Here is a 19,926-nt window from a genome sequence, read left to right as displayed (position 1 = left end):
GCTCATCGCCGGGCTTTGGCCCGTTCTTCACGACGAGAGCGCCGCGCGCTGGAAGGGCGGGACGCAAAAAAAAGCCCCGCCGGAGCGGGGCTTTGGGATCGTTGCGAGGACTGCGCCGATCAGATCGTGCGCTGCACCATCTTTTTCTTGATCTCCGCGATGGCCTTGGCCGGGTTCAGACCCTTGGGGCAGGTCTGCGCGCAGTTCATGATCGTGTGGCAGCGGTAGAGTTTGAACGGATCTTCCAGATCGTCCAGACGCTCGCCCGTCGCCTCGTCGCGCGAGTCGATGATCCAGCGATAGGCGTGGAGCAGCGCGGCGGGGCCGAGGTAGCGTTCGGAGTTCCACCAGTAGCTCGGGCAGGAGGCCGAGCAGGAGGCGCACATGACGCATTCGTAAAGACCGTCGAGCTTCTTGCGGTCTTCGATCGACTGGCGCCATTCCTTCGCCGGAGCGTTCGTCTTGGTTTCGAGCCACGGCATGATCGACGCATGTTGCGCGTAGAAATGCGTGAGGTCGGGGACGAGGTCGCGCACGACGTCCATATGCGGCAGCGGATAGATTTTCACGTCGCCCTTGATCTCGTCGAGACCGTAGATGCAGGCGAGGTGGTTGCCGCCGTCGATGTTCATCGCGCAAGACCCGCAGATCCCTTCACGGCAGGAGCGGCGGAAGGTCAGGGTCGGGTCGATCTCGTTCTTGATCTTGATGAGCGCGTCCAGAACCATCGGCCCGCAGGTGTCCATGTCGACGAAATAGGTGTCGACGCGCGGGTTCTGGCCGTCATCCGGCGTCCAGCGATAGATCAGGAACTTGCGCACGTTCTTGGCGCCCTCGGGCTTGGGCCAGGTCTTGCCGGTCCGGATGCGCGAGTTCTTGGGGAGTGCGAATTCAACCATGGATCTCTCTCCTTAGAACGTCCGCGCCTTGGGCGCGATTTTCTTGAGTTCGATGCCGCCCTGATCCTCTTTCGTGAGCGGATCGAGAATGACGGGGCGGTAGCTCAGCGTCACCTTGCCGCCGTCGACGCGGGAGATCGTGTGCTTGCGCCAATTCTCGTCGTCGCGGGCGGTGTGATCTTCCATCGCGTGCGCGCCACGGCTTTCCTTGCGGGCTTCGGCGCCGACGATGGTGGCCAGCGCGTTCGGCATGAGGTTGGTCAGCTCCAGCGTTTCCATCAGGTCCGAGTTCCAGACTAGCGAGCGGTCGGTGACCTTGAGGTCGGCCAGCTTGCCCGCGATACCGCTCATCTTCTCGACACCCTCTTTCAGCGTCTTGTCGGTGCGGAACACGGCGGCGTCGGCCTGCATCGTCTTCTGCATCTCGAGGCGCAGTTCGGCGGTCGGCGTGCCGCCGTCGGCGTGGCGCAGCCCGTCGAAACGATCGAAGGCCGCGTCGATGGAAGCCTGGTTCGGGGTCGGCACCGGCGACTTGGCGTCCACCACCTCACCCGCGCGGATCGCGGCGGCGCGGCCGAACACGACGAGGTCGATGAGCGAGTTGGAACCAAGCCGGTTCGCCCCGTGGACCGACGCGCAGCCCGCTTCGCCCACGGCCATCAGGCCCGGCACCACGGCGTTCGGGTTGTCGGCGGTCGGGTTCAGAACCTCGCCGTAGTAGTTCGTGGGGATGCCGCCCATGTTGTAGTGAACGGTGGGCAGAACCGGGATCGGCTCTTTCGTGACGTCCACGCCCGCAAAGATTTTCGCGGATTCGGAAATACCCGGAAGCCGCTCGGCCAGCGCTTCGGCGGGCAGGTGGCTGAGGTTCAGGTGGATGTGGTCGCCCTCGGCCCCCACACCGCGCCCTTCCCGGATTTCCATGGTCATCGAGCGCGAGACGTAGTCACGCGGGGCGAGGTCTTTGTACTGGGGCGCATAACGCTCCATAAACCGCTCGCCTTCGGAGTTGGTGAGGTAGCCACCTTCGCCGCGCGCGCCCTCGGTGATGAGACAGCCGGAGCCGTAGATGCCGGTCGGGTGGAATTGCACGAATTCCATGTCCTGAAGCGCAAGGCCCGCCCGCGCCACCATGCCGCCACCGTCGCCGGTGCAGGTGTGGGCGGACGTGGCCGAGAAATAGGCGCGGCCATAGCCGCCCGTCGCCAGCACCACCATCTTGGCGTTGAAGACGTGCATGGTGCCATCGTCGAGCTTCCAGCAGACGACGCCCTGACACACGCCGTCATCCGACATGATGAGGTCGATGGCGAAGTATTCGATATAGAACTCGGCGTTGTTCTTGAGCGACTGACCATAAAGCGTGTGCAGGATCGCGTGACCCGTGCGGTCGGCGGCGGCGCAGGTGCGCTGCACGGCCGGGCCTTCACCGAACTCGGTGGTGTGGCCCCCGAAGGGGCGTTGGTAAATCTTGCCCTCTTCGGTGCGCGAGAACGGCACGCCGTAGTGTTCGAGCTCATAGACGGCGGCGGGCGCTTCGCGGGCGAGGTATTCCATCGCATCCGTGTCGCCCAGCCAGTCGGACCCCTTCACGGTGTCGTACATGTGCCACTGCCAGTTGTCCGGCCCCATGTTCGACAGCGAGGCGGCGATCCCGCCCTGTGCCGCGACCGTGTGCGAGCGGGTCGGGAACACCTTGGTCACGCAGGCGGTTTTCAGACCCTGCTCGGCCATGCCCAGCGTCGCGCGCAAGCCCGCGCCACCGGCACCGACCACGACCACATCGTATTCGTGCGTTTCGTATTCGTATTCAGCCATGTCTTGTCCCTCAGGCGCCCAGCGAGATGCGGATAACGGCGTAGACGCCGACGAGCGCGAACAGCGTGCAGAGCAGGCGGGTGGCGATGATGATCACCATCCCGGCGCGGCCATGCACGTAATCTTCGACGACCACCTGCACGCCTTGGAAGAGGTGCAGGAAGGCGGTTAGGAAAAATGCGATCGCGATGATCGCGTTCACCGGATGCGCATATGCGGCGCGCACCGCCTCGTATCCATCGCCAAGGTTGTAGGCGAAGGGAAAGACGAAGAGCGGCACGAGGAACAGGAGCGCGATGGCGCTGATCCGCTGTTCCCAGAAATGCCCGGTGCCCTGCTTGGCGGAGCCAAGGCCTTCGACGCGGGCGCGGTCGGTCTGATAACGCATGATGTCCCCCTTATCCGACGATGATGGTCACGATGACCATGACGACGGCGAAGCCGATGCCGATCAAGGCCGTGCGGTTCACGGTTTTCTGTCCGAAGTGCGAACCCGTGTCCCAGATCAGGTGCCGAACGCCGTTGGCGAAGTGCAGCCAGAGCGCGCAGATCGACAGGAAGAACACGATATCCCCGAACCATGAGGTCAGGACCGCGCTGGCCGTCTCGAAATACTCAGGCCCCGTTGCGAGCGCGAGAAAATACCAGACGATCAGCACGCCGGAAAAGCCCATGGCAACGCCGGTGATCCGGTGCAGGATCGACAGTTTCGCATTGAGCGGAAGGCGATAGGCCTGAAGGTGGGGGGAGAGCGGGCGGTTGCCCTGGTTCACATCAGCCATGAAGCGACCTTTCGATGCAGTTGGCGACGAGCTGTTTGCAATTCGGCCCCATCCATAGACAAAATTGACCGAGAGTCACGGGTGGATTCCACCAAATCGCGTTTGATCGGCGCTAACGTGAAGATTTTGTGACATTTGTGATCACGGTCAAAGTCCGCGTGATCACAAATCACCAATCCGCCATTTCTGCGAGGAAATCGACATATTCGGTGCAGATCGTGATCTCGCGATATTCCGGGTCGTAGAAGGCGTTCGCCTCGCCGCAACCCGCGTATGAGATCACCAGATCGTCGTCGAGGCTGAATTCCGCGTTCAGCGCGTCGATCTCGTCGAACAGAAGATCGGCGATATAGTCGTCCCGCTCGAATCCGCCTGCCACGAAGGTTTCGCCTTTTCCGGCCTCCGCCATCGCGTCCAAGACCTGTCCCCATGAGTTGTTGGCCTGAAGAAACTCGTCCTCGCACCATTCGGCGCGTTCCTCGGGCAGGCCGAGCTCCTCGGCCACGTCGTCCCGCTCGTCCGGGTTGGCGCCGTAAAAGATGCAGACTAGGTTGTAATACCGCTGTTCGTCCGGCCCATGCACGTCCCAGAACATCGGTTCTTCCCCGGCCTCGCGGGCCATGTCCGCCTCGGTCAGGAACCCGAAGGCCGCGTCATAGGCGATGCCGACCGCGTCCTCTTCTTCCCAGAACGCATCGACGAGCAGGATCGACAGAACATCCGCCGCGTCCTCCTCCTGCCCGAAGATCGGCACGTCCTGAATGTCGATCAGGGCGTGGCCCAATTCGTGATAAAGCGTGGCCAAGATGTTCGATTCCACGAAGGCTTCCACATCCTGCGCCACCGCAAGAGACGGCAGTCCCACAAGGGCCGCCGTGGCGAGTTCTTTCAGCAATTCGGTATCCCCCTAGCGGGCCATATTGGCCAGTTCTTCCCCAAATTCCGTGCAGATCTGAATCTCCAGCAGGCCCGGGTCATAAAAGGCATTCGCCTCGCCGCAGGGGATCACGCTGATATTCAGTGTCTCGGGCAGAACCATTTCGGCATTCAGCCGTGCGACTTCGCTCCGCACGAAACGGGTCAGATGGTCGTCCTCGTTCATCACCCAGTCGAGCCGGATGGTCTGCCCCGGCGCATCGGTGACCAGACCATCGAGCACCGCGTTCCATGACGTTTCCGCAAGCGCATATTCCTCGTCACAGGTGCGCGCCCGCGCTTCGGGCAGATCGAACAGATCGACAAGGTCGGCCCGCATGTCGGTATCGACCCCGTACATGAGACAGGCGAAATTGTAATAGCGTTGCAGGTCCGGCCCATGCACGTCCCACAGCGAAAGGTCGTCGCGATGCTTTCCCGCGCCTTCCGCGAAGAGCCAGTAATTGCGGGCCACATCCCCCGCCATGCGCTGCACCGTCACGTCGTCATGCAGCCGGTTCATCAGGACGACTGCGAAGGTGTCGGCCGCAAACTCCTCCGGCCCGTAGATCGGCAGGTCCAGCAGGTCGATCAGCGCATGGGCCAGTTCGTGATAAAGCGTCTCGGTGACGTTCGCCTCGACATACAACTGCACGGGATCGACGCGGGCAGGGGCGGCCTGAAGGGTTTGGCCGCCCGGCTTTGCGAAGGTGTAGAAATCCTTGTCCCCTTCGGCGTGCGCCGGAGAGAGAGACAGGGCGAGGGCGATGGCAGCCGCGAAACGCATGGCTACATGAGGGCGCGAACCGCGGGCGCCGTCAAGAACTAGCTGTCACGGCACCGAAAGCGAAACCGCGCCGCGGTCGCCTCGGCATCGGTCGGTCCGACATACATGACCTGACATGTTTCCGTTTCCTGCGGGAACCTCAGCAATTCACCGGGAAGCAGGTTATGCTCCTCGCCGTTGAAATAGACGCCGGCCCAGGTCTCGCTCCCGCTTTTGAAACGGTGGAAGCCGAGGCTGGCGAAGTCGCCGTCCGGCGCGTCGAGGTCGACGGCGCTGTTGGGCGGCAGGTCGAAGACACCGCTGAAGACGCGTAGGTAAGAGCCGCTTTCGCCACTGTTGTCGGCGGTTTCGGCCAGAGCCTGCGAAACGCCGCCCAAGGCGCTGATGGCCTTTTCCAACTGTTCGTCGTTCTGGGGCGCGATACCCTGATCCGAGATCGACGTGGCAATGCTGTCGAGACTTGCGACGAGGTCGTCGATAGTGCTGACCGTCGTATCGGTGGCGCGATCGAATAGGGCGAAACCGGCGACGCCGGCAGCCAGCAATCCGCCGACGAAGCCAAGCCCCTCTTTCAGAAATTTCATGTGCGAATACCCCTAAGTAACGGGGTCATCACATCGGCATCAGCGCCCAGTAGTCAAGATCGAGCATCACGTGGGGCAGGTATTTCCCGTCCTCGCCCTTGAGCGCGAAGTCCTGAATGTCGCCTTTGGTCGCCACTAGCCGCAACCGCACCGCCCCCACGCCGGGCGCCGGGGTTTCGGCCTTGTCGAGCACTTCGGACCATGCCCGCACGGTGTCGCCCGCGAAGCACGGGTTGGAATGGGCGCCCGCGTTCAGGCCGACGATCATCTGCGCGTTTGCCAGACCGTTGAAGCTGAGGCTCCGGGCCATCGAAATCACGTGCCCGCCGTAGATCAGGCGCTTGCCGTCCTCGCGGTTGGTCGCGTCGAAATGCACCTTGGCCGTGTTCTGCCACAGGCGCGTGGCGATCATGTGCTCGGCTTCCTCGACGGTGACACCATCCACATGGTCGATCTTTTCGCCGATCTCGTAATCGCCGAACCTGTGCCGCTCGCCCGCCAGCTTGAACTCGTAGCGTGAGAAATCGAGCCCTTCGGGGATCACCAGATCCTCCACCGGCACGACCTGTCTCAACTCCGGCACCAGCGTGTCCGGCGCATCGGCGGAAAGGTCTTTCTTCCGCACCATGACCCAGCGGATGTACTCCAGCACCGGCTCGTCATGCTGGTTGTAGCCGGTCGTCTTGACGTAGACGACGCCCGATTTGGCGTTCGAGTTCTGCTTGAGCCCGATCACCTTGGACTCCGAACGCAACGTGTCGCCCGGCCAGACCGGTTTCAGCCAACGCCCTTCGGCGTAGCCAAGGTTCGCGACCGCGTTCAGGGAGATGTCCGGGACCGACTTGCCGAACACCACGTGGAACGCGGCAAGGTCGTCGAACGGTGAGGCATCCAGCCCGCACTCCCGCGCGAATTCGTCGGAGGAGTAGAGCGCGTGACGGGCCGGATAGAGCGCGTGATACATCGCACGCTCGCCCCCCGATACCGTGCGCGGCACGGCATGGGTAATCACCTCGCCGATGCGATAATCCTCGAAAAACCGGCCCGGATTGGTCTTTGCCACGCTATTGCTCTCCCAGCTTGATGTCGGGGTGGTAGTCGCCGGGGGCGTCCTTGGTCACGGCCTGACCGCAGCGCATCACGCCGTTGGCGGCGTCGAAGGCATAGGTCGGGCTGCCGTGAAGCACCCAGCCCTTGTTCAGGGCCGCCGTCACCTTGTGGCAGAACTCCGACGTGTCGTCGGCGGACAGAAATCGATAGAGTTGCATGGCTGCTCCTTATCCGAACGCCGGGTAGCCGAGCCAGTAGTGGACGCCCGCGATGGCGGCGAAGACGACGACGGCACCGACGGCAGCCCCGATTTCCTTGCCGACCGGGAAGGGTCCGGTGTTTTTGGCGGGTTTGGCTTGACGATTGATGAGGATCACTTCGATCACGGCCCAAGTCAGAAGGCCCCCGAACAGCACGAAGGACGGCATGTCGCCGTTCACCAGCAGGTGCGCGATGGCCCATGTCTTGACGCCGGTAAGCTGCGGGTGGCGGATCTTGGACGTGATCCACGTTTTCATGCCGGACGCCGCGAACAGGTAGACCGCGAACAGCATGAGCAGGTTGTTGATACCCACCATTGCGGGACTGCGGCCCCAATAGACCGACCCGTCCCACATCCGGTAGCCGATCACCATCAGGACGATCCCGGCGAGAGACAAAAGCGCGACAGGCCCCTTGGCCTTGTCGCCCATATTGGCGCGCGCCGTGGGCGCGATACGTTTGAACAGATGCGCGAGCGCCCAGATGAGGACGCCCAGAATGAGAACGAGCATGGCTTATCCTTCGAGACTGGCGATGGCCTCTGCTTTCGCGAGCAGAGCTTTCGCGGTCACGATATGCAGATTCTCGACGATCTTTCCATCGACGACCGCCACGCCCTGTCCCGAAGCCTCGACCTCTTCAAAGGCCGCGATCTGGCGGCGGGCGAGGTCGATGTCGGCCTCGGAGGGCGCGAAGAGCTCGTTCGCGATTTCGATCTGCGCGGGGTGGATCAGCGTCTTGCCGTCGAAGCCGAGGTCGCGGCCCTGTTCGCATTCCGCGCGCAGACCGTCGTCGTCCTTGAACGCATTGTAGACTCCATCGACGATCAGGGCGCCAGCGGCACGGGCCGCGATCAGGCTGATCTGAAGGCTGGTCATGACGGTGGAGCGGTCGGGTGTGACGCGGCAACCCAGTTCCTTGACCAGATCGTTGGTGCCCATGACGATCCCCGCCAGACGCGGGTGGGCCGCGATCTCGCGCGCGTTCAGGATGCCCTCGGGCGTCTCCATCATCGCCCAGAGCGGGACATCGGGGATCATGTCGGCCAGCGTTTGCAGATCGTAGGCCGAGTTCACCTTGGGCAGAAGCAGCGCGTCGATTTCGGCGCCCTGCATCGCTTCGACGTCCTGACGACCCCAGACCGTATCGAACCCGTTGATCCGCACGATCCGCATCCGGTTGCCGAAGCCGCCCTTGTCCAGTTCCGCGCGCAGGGTGGCCCGTGCATCCGCCTTGGCGTCGGGGGTCACGGCGTCCTCGAGGTCGAAGATGATCGCATCGGCGGGCAACCCCCGCGCCTTGTCCAGCGCCCGCTCTTTCGAGCCGGGAATGTAGAGCACGGAGCGGACGGGGCGCGTCGATTGGGTCATGATTCTACCTCTGAGCAATTTTGTTGCGCGAAACCAACATGGGGCGCACGAATTGGCAAGGGTCAATGTGCCGCAATGCAGAAAAACGCGGGGGAGACGAAGCAACGCCCCTGCCGTTAACCAAACTTTCGGGGATGTGGCGCGAGGATGAATGCACAAGCCGGGCGACGGAGGCCCAATGCGGTTGGCCATCACGCCACGGGGACAAGCCCGGCGATGTCACAGGGTTTGCCGTCGGACTACCGGCTGGCCAGCAAGCCCCGACCTGAAGGACCGAACCATGAAACGGACCCTTATCGCATCGACCCTCGTCTGCCTGTCCACGCTCGCCGCGTCGACCGCAGCCGCCCAGACCGCCAATTGCTCGACCCGTGACCATGTCGTCGGACACCTCGCCGACCGCTTCGGCGAGGCGCGCCAGTCCATCGGACTCGCGTCCGGCAACCGGATCGTCGAGATGTTCGCCTCGCCCGAAACCGGCACATGGACCCTGACCATGACCACGCCCGACGGGCGCACCTGCATCATCGGTGCGGGCCAGGCCTGGGAACGTGTCGAGGACGAGGTGACGCCTGCGGGCCAGCCTACGTAAGCGCATCCGCGATCAGCTTGGTCCCGGTGAGGACGAGGAGCGTATATGTGATCGTGAAATAAAGGCGCTCGGGGATGATGTCGTGAAGTTTGACCCCGAGCCAGACGCCGATCACCGCGGCGGGAATCAGTATCAGGTCCGCCTTGAGCGACTGCCACGTGAAGATGCCCAGAAACATATAGGGCACGAACTTCATCAGGTTGATCGCCCAGAACACCAAGACGGTGGTCGCCTGATACGTCGTCTTGTCCAGCCCGCGTGACAGAAGGAAGACCGCGGCGGGCGGGCCGCCGGCGTGACTGACGAACGAGGTGAAGCCACCGACCGTGCCCGAGATGAGCCCGCCGGTTCGGCCCATCGGCTGCCGGGCGGGCCGAAGCAGCCCGAGTTTCCGTGCCAGTTGAAACGCGACGAACCCGATCGCGACGGCGCCGATCAGCAGCCTGAACACATCCGGATCGGCCAGATGGTAGAAGACCGCACCAAGCGCCACACCGGGAATGGCACCGAGGATCAGCATCAGTGCTGCGAAGCGATCCCACTTCTTCCAGTAGGGCTTGAGCGCAGTGACATCCATCAGCATGAGAAGCGGCAGCATCAGACCGACGGCCTGGCCTGGTTCCAGAATCAGCGCCAAAAGCGGTGTCGCGGCAAAGGCCGCCCCGGACCCGAAGCCGCCCTTGGATATCCCCGCGAAGATCACGGCCGGGATCGCGACGAGGAAGAACATGAGGTCGATTTCCAAAGCGCGCGCTCCCGAAGTCTCTGATTGCCCACACCTTTAGCGGTATCAACGGGGCCTGCAAGGCATCCTGCCGCAATGCAGCGCCCTTGCGCCGTCTGGTGAACGGGGCTAGGCAGCGCGAGGACAGTAAAACCTGATCGGAGATCAATCACATGGCTCGACCCAAGATCGCGCTCATCGGCGCAGGCCAGATCGGCGGCACGCTCGCTCACCTCGCCGCCCTCAAGGAACTCGGTGACGTCATCCTTTTCGACATCGCCGAAGGCACCCCGCAGGGCAAGGCGCTGGACATCGCGGAAAGCGGCCCGGTCGAAGGCTTCGACGCGGCGCTGAAGGGCACGAACGATTACGCCGACATCGCGGGCGCGGACGTCTGCATCGTCACCGCCGGTGTGCCGCGCAAGCCCGGCATGTCGCGTGACGACCTCCTCGGCATCAACCTGAAGGTGATGAAATCGGTCGGCGAAGGCATCCGGGACAACGCGCCGGACGCGTTCGTGATCTGCATCACCAACCCGCTCGACGCGATGGTCTGGGCGCTTCAGCAGTATTCCGGCCTGCCGCCGGAGAAGGTCGTCGGCATGGCGGGCGTTCTGGACGCCGGTCGTTTCCGTCACTTCCTGTCGGTCGAATTCGACGTGTCGATGAAAGACGTCACCGCCTTCGTGCTGGGCGGCCACGGCGACACGATGGTGCCGCTGGTGCGCTATTCGACCGTCGCCGGTATCCCGCTCCCCGATCTGGTGGAGATGGGCTGGACGACGCAGGACAAGCTCGACGCGATCGTGCAGCGCACCCGTGACGGCGGCGCCGAAATCGTCGGCCTGCTCAAGACCGGCTCGGCGTTCTATGCGCCCGCCGCCTCGGCCATCGAGATGGCGGAAGCCTATCTCAAGGACCAGAAACGCCTCCTGCCCTGCGCGGCATGGGTCGATGGTGCGCTGGGCCTGAACGGCATGTATGTCGGCGTTCCGACCGTGATCGGTGCCGGCGGCATCGAGCGCATCGTGGACATCAAGATGACCAAGGACGAGCAGGCGATGTTCGACAACTCGGTCGAAGCGGTGAAGGGCCTTGTCGAAGCCTGCAAGGGCATCGACTCGAACCTCGGCTGATCGCAGTCCACAGGTAAGTTTCGAGAGGGTCGGGCGGTTGCCCGGCCCTTTTACGTTTTTGGGGGGTGACGGCGCTGCGTTAACCTTTGGCGGGATTTCGTGGAGTTAAGTCTTTGGAAGAAAAGGGATGTTTTCGGGGAGGATACTAGTATCCTAGTATCCTAGGATTCCGACACGCGCGTCCAAGAACCCCTTCCAAACCACGCCCCACCGCCCCTCATCCCGGCGCAGGCACCGAAAGCAACGCGCCCCGACGTGCCGACACTTCTGCGGCAAGTTCGTCCAGACGGGGGGCTAGCGCGAGGTCCAGCCGCGCGCCGGTCGCATCGAATTCCACCTGCGGAGCGTGACGCGCGACGATGCCCTCGATATCGAACGGCACGCTGTGCAGCGCCCCGCGCGCCGACAGGGTCGCCAGCGTGTCGACCGACAGTCGATAGGTCCGTTCGAACCGCTCGAGCGCCGCCGCTTTCACGTCCCGCGCCGCGATGATTTCGCGCAAAGCGGCGTAACGTGCAGGCCGCATCAGGATGCGCCGCTCCGATTGCACGGCATAGCGGAGTTGCTTCACCGCCCAGTGCGTCGGCGTCAGCCCTTCGAAATGCAGAATGCGCATCCTTTCGGCTCTGCGCCGCGGCCGCGGCCCGTCTGGCCCCATGACCCGGTGCGTCACGACGTGGTGCGGCATGTATGCGGGCACCATCGGCTTGGCCGAGGCATAGCCGGCCATCCCCTTCGGCTCCAGAAAGCGGGCGTCATCGCCGTAAACGTCGGCCAGCTTGCCCTCGACCGCGCCCCGGAACGCACCGGCGAAAAGCCCCGTGTCGCCGGGCGCCAAGACCCGTTCCCACGGCGGAACGGCCAGCCAGTCGGCGTCGCCCACCGCGTCCACGTCGTGCCAGACCCCCTCCGGTGCCCAGAGAAACTCGTCCGCGTCCAGATGGATCAGCCAATCCGCCAGTCCCTGTGCCACGGCCCACCGGAAGTTGGTGTTCTGCCTTGGCGTCTGAATGTCCGGCCGCCTGTCCCATCCCAACGCAGACCAGTGCGCGGCGTCGCAGCGGATCACGTGCACGCCGTCCACGCCGTCCAGCACCGCCGCCGCCGGATCGTCGGGGTCGTCAAAGAACAGCGTGACTTCGGCCCCCATGTGGAGGTGATGGCAGGCGAAGGCGAGCACGAGGTCGATAGGTTCGCGCACCGTCGCGACCACGCCCCAACGGCGATCAGGCATTGCGTCTGGCCTGACGCTTCTGGCGGACGATGGATTGCGCGCGGGCCGAAAGCTCGGCCCGATGCAGCCGGTCGAACCCCTCTGCGCTGAAATCCGGCGAAAGATGCGGGGCCACCCGCGCGACCGCCCCCGCCACATCCACAGGGTAGTCAAAGAGCGCCCCGGCCTCGCGCAGTGTCGCGGCCTCGTCCTCGTTCAGGCGATAGAGCGCCTCATAGACCCGCGCCCCGGCCCGCTCGGGGTTCGGCGCCTGTAGGATCGCGCCGATCGAGGCCATACGCTGTGTGTTCAGGAGCTTGTTCATGGCCGCGCCCTGCTCGGCATAGCGCAGGTTCTTGAGCGCCCAATGCGCGGGCGTGATCCCGTCGAAATGCAGGATGCGCGCGCCCGGTGCCGGGACCGACGGGCGCACCGGCGCGCCTTCGGCGTCCCGCACCTTGTGGATGGCCAGAAACCCCTCGCCGACGCGGGCCATGGCCTTGCCCGCGGAATAGCCGCCCATGCCGCCGGACAACGCCGCCGCGCGCTTGCCATAGACCCGTTCCGCCAGACCGGGCATGTCATGCAACGGCCCGCGAAAAATCCCGCCGTAGATCTCGCCGTCCGGTGCCGCCTGCCAGCATCGCTCGACATTGGGAATATGAAGCCACGCGCCGTCGGGCACCTGGGCCAGCTCGTCGGCCAGAGGCCCCGGCAACCAGAGCAACTCATCGGCATCCGCGTGAAGCAGCCAATCCAGATCGCTCTGCGCCATGACCCGGTTCGCATTCACCGTCTGTCGTTTGGTCTGAAGCGCAGGTGGCTTTGCGAACCCGGCCTCTCGCCAGTGGTCGGCGTCGCATAGCGTCACCGTGACACCGGGAATGGTCGCCGCCACCTTGGCCGCCGGGTCATGCGACACGTCGAAGAACAGGTGAACCCGCTCGGCGCCCAGTGCGAGGTGATGACAGGCAAAGCCCACGATCAGCGCGACCGGCTCGCGCACCGTGGCCACGACGCCCCAACGCGGCGGTTTTCCCGATGCAGTCGATACGTTCTGTTTCACTTGGGGGTCATTTGTGCCGTGATTTGTGTTAAGCTAGGGTCATTGACGGCTTTAAGTCCAGTTAACCCTTTTGTTTTGGTGTTCGAGGCGTCACAACACGATGACGGACAAAGGACTGACATGGCAGTTAAACGCAGGGCGGATTTCGCCGAAAATCGTGTGCGCATCCTCGAGGCTGCGGATGAAATCTTCGTCGAGCGCGGCGTGGGGGCACCACTCGACTCCATCGCGCAACGGGCCGGCGTGGGACGTGCGACGTTCTTCCGGCACTTCCCGGACCGCCGCGCACTTATCAACGAAATGCTGGATCTGTTCCTGAGCAAGCTCGAAGAAACCAGCAGCAAGCTGGACGTGACCGAGACATCGATCAACGAAATCACTCCGATGTTCTACGATCAGATGATCCACTACGCGCCGGTCGCCGATTTCCTGCGTGCGCAAAGCCGCGAAGACCCGGTTCTGCTCGAAGCCATCGACCGCTTCCACGCACTGCTGCGCCCCCATGTTCAGGCCGCGATTTCGGCGGGAACGGTGCGCGAGGATCTGCGCGAAGCCGACATCGTGATCTTCGCCGTCATGCTCGCAGCCGCCGCGACCACGCCGAATATCGGGCCCGAAGGCCGCCGCGCCGCCTATGACCTGATGATGCGCGGACTGCAAAAACAGGGCTGAAGCCCCGAATCTCCGCTGCGACCGGCTGACGCACCGGAGTTTTGTGATCACGACTTCGCGGGGTGTGATCACAAGCTGCGCAATTCTTGGCCATTTTATCGGTAACACCGAAAAATACGTTTCATGGCGGTTCGCGCGGGTGCATGTAGGGCCCGAACGCAAACCAGATGGGACGAGTTCATGAACATCCATGAATATCAGGCGAAGGCGCTCCTTCGCGATTATGGCGCTCCGGTCTCCGATGGCCGTGTGGTCATGAAGGCCGAAGAAGCCAAGACCAAAGCCAGCGAACTGGACGGCCCGCTCTGGGTCGTGAAAGCTCAGATTCACGCTGGCGGCCGCGGCAAGGGCCACTTCAAGGAAGAAAGCGCCGGGGAAAAGGGCGGCGTGCGCCTCGCCAAGTCGGTGGAAGAAGCCGCCGAAGAAGCCAAGAAGATGCTCGGCCGCACGCTGGTCACGCACCAGACCGGTCCGGCGGGCAAGCAGGTCAACCGCATCTACATCGAAGCAGGCTCGGGCATCGAAACCGAACTGTACCTCGCGCTGCTGGTGGACCGCCAAACCTCGCGCGTGTCCTTCGTCTGCTCGACCGAGGGCGGCATGGATATCGAAGAGGTGGCCGCGTCGACCCCCGAAAAGATCCTCTCCTTCTCGGTCGATCCCGCGACCGGCTATCAGCCGTTCCACGGCCGCCGCATCGCCTTCGCCCTCGGCCTCGAAGGTCCGCAGGTCAAGCAGTGCGTGTCGCTGATGGCCACCCTTTACAAGGTGTTCACCGAGCGCGACATGGAGATGCTCGAGATCAACCCGCTGATCGTCACCGACGGCGGCGACCTCAAAGTGCTCGACGCCAAGTTCGGGTTCGACGGCAACGCGCTGTACCGCCAGCCGGATGTCGCGAACCTGCGGGACGAGACGGAAGAGGACTCGAAGGAACTCGAGGCCTCCAAGTACGACCTGAACTACATCGCGCTCGACGGTGAGATCGGTTGCATGGTGAACGGCGCGGGCCTCGCCATGGCGACGATGGACATCATCAAGCTTTACGGTGCGGAACCGGCCAACTTCCTCGATGTCGGCGGCGGCGCCACGAAAGAGAAAGTGACGGAAGCCTTCAAGATCATCACGTCCGACAAAAACGTGAAGGGCATCCTCGTGAACATCTTCGGCGGCATCATGCGCTGCGACGTCATCGCCGAGGGGGTGATCGCCGCGGTGAAGGAAGTCGGTCTCGAAGTGCCGCTCGTCGTCCGCCTCGAAGGCACGAACGTCGACAAGGGGAAAGAGATCATCGCGAACTCCGGCCTGAACGTGATCGCTGCCGACGACCTGAAGGACGGTGCGCAGAAGATCGTGAAAGCGGTGAAAGGCTAAGGCCCGGACGAATGGTCTTCGTGGTCCCGACATACAACCTCGTTTACGCGGCCGTTCCCAAGGCCGCGTGCACGTCGTTGAAACGGGCCATGTACCGGCTCGAGCATGGCACCGAGTTCAGGGGCGTCGAAACGGACGGCAAGCGGCTGGGGCTCCAGCAGGCTTTTCCGACGACGCGGTTCGAGCGGGGCGATTTCGCCCAGCTTGACGATCCCTGGCTTTTCGCCGTGATCCGTGACCCCGCCGAACGGGTGCTCTCCACCTGGTCGGAGCGGGTCATGGGGGCGGGCCGGTTGGAGATTGCGAACGACCGGCGCATGGGATCGGGTCTGACCCGGATCATGCGCAAGGTCACCGGCGGGATGGGGGCGCAGCCGATGCTGGACCCGCGCCCGACGCTCGACCAGTTCGTGCTGAACCTCGACCATTATGCCGCGACCTATCCGGCCGTCGCCCATCACGTGCAGTCGGCAAGCTGGTTCCTTGGCCCCGATCTGGGGATCTACGACCGCATCTATACGGTGCACGAGCTTGACCAGCTTCAAACCGACATCCGCGCGCGCACCGGCGTGGCCGATTTCACCATTCCGCACCGGAACGCTTCCCCAAAGGCCTACAGGGCCACGATCGACGACCTGTCGGACGCGGCCTTTGACGCACTCATGACGTGGCTGGAACCCGAATACGACTTTCTGGGACAGTGGGTCGATATGCCCCGCCGCGACCAACGCAACACGCAACAGACAGGAACCATATAACAATGGCCGTACTCGTTGATGAAAACACCAAGGTGATCTGCCAGGGCTTCACCGGCTCGCAGGGCACCTTCCACTCGGAACAGGCGATCGCCTACGGCACCAAGATGGTCGGCGGCGTGACCCCCGGCAAAGGCGGCCAGACGCATCTCGACCTGCCCGTGTTCAACTCGGTCCACGAGGCCAAGCACAAGACCGAAGCCAACGCTTCCGTCATCTACGTGCCGCCGCCCTTCGCCGCCGACTCGATCCTCGAGGCCATCGACGCCGAGATGGAGCTGATCGTCTGCATCACCGAGGGCATCCCGGTCATGGACATGATGAAGGTCAAGCGCGCGCTGGAAGGGTCGTCGTCGATCCTGATCGGCCCGAACTGCCCCGGCGTCATCACGCCCGACGCCTGCAAGATCGGCATCATGCCGGGCCACATCCACAAGCGCGGCACCGTCGGGGTCGTGTCCCGCTCGGGCACGCTGACCTATGAGGCTGTGAAGCAGACCACCGACGTCGGCCTTGGCCAGTCGTCCTGCGTCGGCATCGGCGGCGACCCGATCAAGGGCACCGAGCACATCGACGTGTTGGAATGGTTCCTCGCGGATGATGAGACCGAGTCGATCATCATGATCGGTGAAATCGGCGGCTCCGCCGAAGAAGAAGCGGCACAGTTCCTTAAGGACGAAGCCAAAAAAGGTCGCAAGAAACCCGTCGCGGGCTTTATTGCCGGGCGCACGGCCCCTCCGGGCCGCCGCATGGGCCACGCTGGCGCGATTGTGGCTGGCGGCAAAGGCGGTGCCGAGGACAAGATCGAAGCCATGAAATCGGCCGGTATCGTCGTCGCGGAAAGCCCGGCCCAGCTTGGCGAAGCCGTGCTGGAAGCAATCGGCAAGTAAGAAAACGCGCGTGTCCGGTATGGTCCGGGCGCGCGTAAACCATTTTGTCAGGTGAAGCCATGACGGACCAAAGCCCCAACGACCAGTTCCATGCCTCTTCGTTCATGCAGGGACACAACGCCGAGTATCTCGAACAGCTCTATGCCAAATACGCCAACGACCCGAATGCGGTCGACGAGGCATGGCAGGCGTTCTTTCGCGAGCTTGGGGATGACGAGGTGTCGGTCAAACGCGAGGCGCAGGGGCCGTCGTGGATGCGCGCCGACTGGCCGCCGCAGCCCAGCGATGACCTGACCCACGCGCTTGACGGTCAATGGCCCGCCGAGCCGGAAAAAGCGCCCAAGGATTTGGCGAAAAAGATCGCGGACGAGGCGTCGAACCGCGAAATCGAGATTTCCGAGGACGCGATCAAACGCGCCGTGCTCGACTCGGTCCGCGCGCTGATGATTATCCGGGCCTACCGGATCAGGGGCCACCTTGCCGCCGACATCGACCCGCTGGGGATGCGCGACACGTCGGGCCACGCCGAGCTTGACCCGAAATCCTACGGCTTCACCGAGGCGGACATGGATCGCCCGATCTTCCTCGACAATGTGCTCGGGCTCGAAGTCGCGTCGATGCGTCAGATCATCGACATCGTGCGCGCCACCTACTGCGGCACCTTCGCGCTGCAATACATGCACATTTCGAACCCGGAAGAAGCCGGCTGGCTCAAGGAACGGATCGAAGGCTACGGCAAGGAAATCCGCTTCACCCGCGAAGGGCGGCGCGCGATCCTGAACAAGCTGGTCGAGGCCGAAGGTTTCGAGAAGTTCCTGCACGTCAAATACATGGGCACCAAGCGGTTCGGCCTCGACGGTGGCGAAGCCCTGATCCCGGCGATGGAGCAGATCATCAAGCGCGGCGGCAACCTCGGCGTCGAGGAAGTCGTCATCGGGATGCCTCACCGGGGTCGTCTGTCGGTGCTGGCCAACGTGATGTCCAAGCCCTACCGCGCGATCTTCAACGAGTTTCAGGGCGGCAGCTTCAAGCCCGAGGACGTGGACGGGTCGGGCGACGTGAAATACCACCTCGGCGCGTCGAGCGACCGGGAGTTCGACGGCAACACCGTCCACCTGTCGCTGACCGCCAACCCCTCGCACCTCGAAGCGGTGAACCCGGTCGTGCTGGGCAAGGCGCGCGCCAAGGGCGACCAGTTGAAAGACCCCGAGCATCACAAGGTGATCCCGGTGCTTCTGCACGGTGACGCGGCCTTTGCCGGGCAAGGCGTGGTGGCCGAGTGCTTCCAGCTGTCGGGGATCCGTGGCCACCGCACCGGCGGCACGATCCATATCGTCGTGAACAACCAGATCGGTTTCACCACCGCACCGAGTTTCTCGCGCACCTCGCCCTATCCGACGGATATCGCGCTGATGGTGGAAGCCCCGATCTTCCACGTGAACGGCGACGATCCCGAGGCCGTGGTTCACGCCGCCAAGGTGGCGACCGAGTTCCGGCAGAAGTTCCACAAGGACGTGGTGATCGACATCTTCTGCTACCGCCGCTTCGGCCACAACGAGGGGGATGAACCGATGTTCACCAACCCCCTCATGTATAAAGAGATCAAGACCCACAAGACGACGCTGCAACTCTACACCGACCGTCTGGTGAAGGATGGCCTTATCCCCGAAGGCGAGATCGAGGATATGAAGGCCGCGTTCCAGGCCCACCTCAACGAAGAGTTCGAGACGGGCAAGGACTACAAGCCGAACAAGGCCGACTGGCTGGACGGGCGCTGGTCGCACCTCGACAAGCAGGGCGAGGATTATCAGCGGGGCGAAACCGCGATTTCCGAGGACACGTTCCAGGAGGTCGGGCGCGCGCTGACCACCGCGCCGGACGGGTTCACGCTGCATAAGACCGTGGGGCGTCTGCTCGACACCAAGGCCGAGATGTTCAAGTCCGGCAAAGGCTTCGACTGGGCCACGGCCGAGGCGCTGGCCTTCGGTTCGCTCTTGACCGAGGGCTATCCGGTGCGCCTTGCCGGGCAGGATTCCACGCGCGGCACGTTCTCGCAGCGTCACTCCGGTCTCATCAATCAGGACACCGAAGAACGCTATTACCCGCTGAACAACATCAAGTCGGGTCAGGCGCGCTACGAAGTCATCGACTCGATGCTGTCGGAATACGCGGTGCTCGGGTTCGAATACGGCTACTCGATGGCCGAGCCGAATGCGCTGACGCTGTGGGAGGCGCAGTTCGGCGACTTCGCCAACGGCGCGCAGATCATGTTCGACCAGTTCATCAGTTCCGGTGAATCGAAGTGGCTGCGTATGTCCGGCCTCGTCTGCCTGCTGCCGCATGGCTACGAAGGGCAGGGGCCTGAACACTCGTCGGCGCGTCTTGAGCGGTTCCTGCAAATGTGCGGCGCCGACAACTGGATCGTCGCCAACTGCACGACGCCCGCGAACTACTTCCACATCCTGCGCCGGCAGCTTCACCGCTCCTACCGCAAGCCGCTGATCCTGATGACGCCGAAATCGCTTCTGCGGCACAAGCACGCCGTGTCCGAGGCCGCCGACTTCATTTCCGGCTCGTCCTTCCACCGCGTGTTGTGGGACGATGCGGATGCGCAGAAGCGGACCGGCCACGCCGATATCGAGCTGAAGTCCGACGACAAGGTGCGCCGTGTCGTGATGTGCTCCGGCAAGGTCTATTACGACCTGCTCGAAGCCCGTGACGAGGCGGGGATCGACGACGTCTACATCCTGCGGGTCGAACAGTTCTATCCCTTCCCGGCCTTGTCGCTGGTCAAGGAAATGGAACGCTTCCCGAACGCCGACGTCGTGTGGTGTCAGGAAGAGCCCAAGAACCAGGGCGCGTGGACGTTCATGGAACCCAACATCGAATGGGTCCTGTCGCGCATCCGCGAAACCAACTACCGGCCCAAATACGCCGGCCGCGCCGCCTCGGCCTCGCCCGCGACGGGTCTGGCCAGCCAGCACAAAGCACAGCAAGCCGCGCTCGTTAATGACGCGCTGACCATCGAAGGATAAGAT

Annotated in this window: 20 protein-coding genes and 1 pseudogene; 7 read left to right on the top strand and 14 right to left on the bottom strand. The window is 63.5% G+C overall.

What is annotated here, in order from left to right; translation table 11 throughout:
* Nucleotides 1–119 precede the first annotated feature (119 nt).
* The 11 genes and pseudogenes from FCT00_RS03580 to FCT00_RS03530 all read right to left on the bottom strand — a co-directional run bounded on the left by FCT00_RS03580 (nucleotide 120) and on the right by FCT00_RS03530 (nucleotide 8,466).
* Nucleotides 120–899, bottom strand: a complete 780-nt coding sequence (locus tag FCT00_RS03580) for a succinate dehydrogenase iron-sulfur subunit (protein WP_008333876.1) — start codon at nucleotides 897–899, stop codon at nucleotides 120–122.
* 12 nt (nucleotides 900–911) lie between these two features.
* Nucleotides 912–2,717, bottom strand: coding sequence for a succinate dehydrogenase flavoprotein subunit (gene sdhA / locus FCT00_RS03575; protein ID WP_138421871.1), 1,806 nt, complete (start codon nucleotides 2,715–2,717; stop codon nucleotides 912–914).
* Nucleotides 2,718–2,727: 10 nt separating this feature from the next.
* Nucleotides 2,728–3,105, bottom strand: coding sequence for a succinate dehydrogenase, hydrophobic membrane anchor protein (gene sdhD, locus FCT00_RS03570; RefSeq protein ID WP_008333881.1), 378 nt, complete (start codon nucleotides 3,103–3,105; stop codon nucleotides 2,728–2,730).
* Between the two features lie 10 nt (nucleotides 3,106–3,115).
* A complete protein-coding gene (sdhC, locus tag FCT00_RS03565) occupies nucleotides 3,116–3,499 on the bottom strand; it encodes a succinate dehydrogenase, cytochrome b556 subunit (RefSeq protein ID WP_138421870.1) in 384 nt (127 codons plus the stop codon).
* Nucleotides 3,500–3,668: 169 nt separating this feature from the next.
* Nucleotides 3,669–3,908 (bottom strand): DUF4344 domain-containing metallopeptidase, encoded by a 240-nt coding sequence (locus FCT00_RS21650; protein ID WP_235888960.1) that lies wholly within the window; start codon nucleotides 3,906–3,908, stop codon nucleotides 3,669–3,671.
* Between the two features lie 18 nt (nucleotides 3,909–3,926).
* Nucleotides 3,927–5,201, bottom strand: a pseudogene (locus tag FCT00_RS21645) (DUF4344 domain-containing metallopeptidase); the annotation flags it as partial.
* Nucleotides 5,202–5,239: 38 nt separating this feature from the next.
* Entirely contained in the window at nucleotides 5,240–5,785 is a 546-nt protein-coding gene (locus FCT00_RS03550) for a hypothetical protein (protein WP_138421867.1), read from the bottom strand.
* Nucleotides 5,786–5,813: 28 nt separating this feature from the next.
* A complete protein-coding gene (locus FCT00_RS03545; protein WP_138421866.1) occupies nucleotides 5,814–6,848 on the bottom strand; it encodes a MaoC family dehydratase in 1,035 nt (344 codons plus the stop codon).
* Between the two features lies 1 nt (nucleotide 6,849).
* Nucleotides 6,850–7,053 carry a DUF1737 domain-containing protein gene (locus FCT00_RS03540; protein WP_008333892.1) on the bottom strand — a complete coding sequence of 68 codons (204 nt, stop codon included), beginning with the start codon at nucleotides 7,051–7,053 and terminating at the stop codon, nucleotides 6,850–6,852.
* Nucleotides 7,054–7,062: 9 nt separating this feature from the next.
* Nucleotides 7,063–7,608, bottom strand: coding sequence for an NnrU family protein (locus FCT00_RS03535; RefSeq protein WP_138421865.1), 546 nt, complete (start codon nucleotides 7,606–7,608; stop codon nucleotides 7,063–7,065).
* A 3-nt stretch (nucleotides 7,609–7,611) separates the two neighbouring features.
* Entirely contained in the window at nucleotides 7,612–8,466 is an 855-nt protein-coding gene (locus FCT00_RS03530; RefSeq protein ID WP_138421864.1) for an HpcH/HpaI aldolase/citrate lyase family protein, read from the bottom strand.
* Between the two features lie 280 nt (nucleotides 8,467–8,746).
* Here FCT00_RS03530 and FCT00_RS03525 point away from each other — a divergent pair, with 280 nt between their 5' ends.
* Nucleotides 8,747–9,058 (top strand): hypothetical protein, encoded by a 312-nt coding sequence (locus FCT00_RS03525; RefSeq protein WP_138421863.1) that lies wholly within the window; start codon nucleotides 8,747–8,749, stop codon nucleotides 9,056–9,058.
* Here FCT00_RS03525 and FCT00_RS03520 read toward each other — a convergent pair.
* Nucleotides 9,051–9,803 (bottom strand): sulfite exporter TauE/SafE family protein, encoded by a 753-nt coding sequence (locus FCT00_RS03520; protein ID WP_235888930.1) that lies wholly within the window; start codon nucleotides 9,801–9,803, stop codon nucleotides 9,051–9,053. The two genes, FCT00_RS03525 and FCT00_RS03520, sit on opposite strands and share 8 nt — an antisense overlap.
* Nucleotides 9,804–9,955: 152 nt before the next feature.
* Here FCT00_RS03520 and mdh point away from each other — a divergent pair, with 152 nt between their 5' ends.
* Nucleotides 9,956–10,918: a malate dehydrogenase gene (gene mdh / locus FCT00_RS03515; protein WP_008333903.1), complete on the top strand. Its 963-nt coding sequence runs from the start codon at nucleotides 9,956–9,958 to the stop codon at nucleotides 10,916–10,918.
* Between the two features lie 217 nt (nucleotides 10,919–11,135).
* Here mdh and FCT00_RS03510 read toward each other — a convergent pair whose 3' ends face one another.
* Both FCT00_RS03510 and FCT00_RS03505 read right to left on the bottom strand, forming a co-directional pair.
* Nucleotides 11,136–12,152, bottom strand: coding sequence for a glycosyltransferase family 2 protein (locus FCT00_RS03510; RefSeq protein ID WP_171042872.1), 1,017 nt, complete (start codon nucleotides 12,150–12,152; stop codon nucleotides 11,136–11,138).
* Nucleotides 12,145–13,197 (bottom strand): glycosyltransferase family 2 protein, encoded by a 1,053-nt coding sequence (locus FCT00_RS03505; protein WP_138421861.1) that lies wholly within the window; start codon nucleotides 13,195–13,197, stop codon nucleotides 12,145–12,147. The genes FCT00_RS03510 and FCT00_RS03505 overlap by 8 nt, the downstream gene beginning before the upstream one ends.
* 120 nt (nucleotides 13,198–13,317) lie before the next feature.
* Here FCT00_RS03505 and FCT00_RS03500 point away from each other — a divergent pair, with 120 nt between their 5' ends.
* From FCT00_RS03500 to FCT00_RS03480, 5 genes are all read left to right on the top strand, one after another.
* Complete coding sequence (locus FCT00_RS03500) at nucleotides 13,318–13,869, top strand: TetR/AcrR family transcriptional regulator (protein WP_008333909.1); 552 nt, start codon at nucleotides 13,318–13,320, stop codon at nucleotides 13,867–13,869.
* A gap of 180 nt (nucleotides 13,870–14,049) precedes the next feature.
* Nucleotides 14,050–15,243 carry an ADP-forming succinate--CoA ligase subunit beta gene (gene sucC, locus FCT00_RS03495; RefSeq protein ID WP_138421859.1) on the top strand — a complete coding sequence of 398 codons (1,194 nt, stop codon included), beginning with the start codon at nucleotides 14,050–14,052 and terminating at the stop codon, nucleotides 15,241–15,243.
* A gap of 11 nt (nucleotides 15,244–15,254) precedes the next feature.
* On the top strand, nucleotides 15,255–16,001 hold the full coding sequence (locus FCT00_RS03490; protein ID WP_138421858.1) for a sulfotransferase family 2 domain-containing protein: 747 nt from the start codon (nucleotides 15,255–15,257) through the stop codon (nucleotides 15,999–16,001).
* Between the two features lie 2 nt (nucleotides 16,002–16,003).
* Nucleotides 16,004–16,888 (top strand): succinate--CoA ligase subunit alpha, encoded by an 885-nt coding sequence (sucD, locus tag FCT00_RS03485; RefSeq protein ID WP_138421857.1) that lies wholly within the window; start codon nucleotides 16,004–16,006, stop codon nucleotides 16,886–16,888.
* A 59-nt stretch (nucleotides 16,889–16,947) separates the two neighbouring features.
* Nucleotides 16,948–19,923 (top strand): 2-oxoglutarate dehydrogenase E1 component, encoded by a 2,976-nt coding sequence (locus FCT00_RS03480; protein WP_138421856.1) that lies wholly within the window; start codon nucleotides 16,948–16,950, stop codon nucleotides 19,921–19,923.
* Nucleotides 19,924–19,926: the final 3 nt, after the last annotated feature.

The organism is Maritimibacter alexandrii, assembly GCF_005871115.1.
GTDB lineage: Bacteria > Pseudomonadota > Alphaproteobacteria > Rhodobacterales > Rhodobacteraceae > Maritimibacter > Maritimibacter alkaliphilus.
Note: the sequence above shows the minus strand (reverse complement) of the source record. Positions and strands in the feature narration are given on the sequence as shown.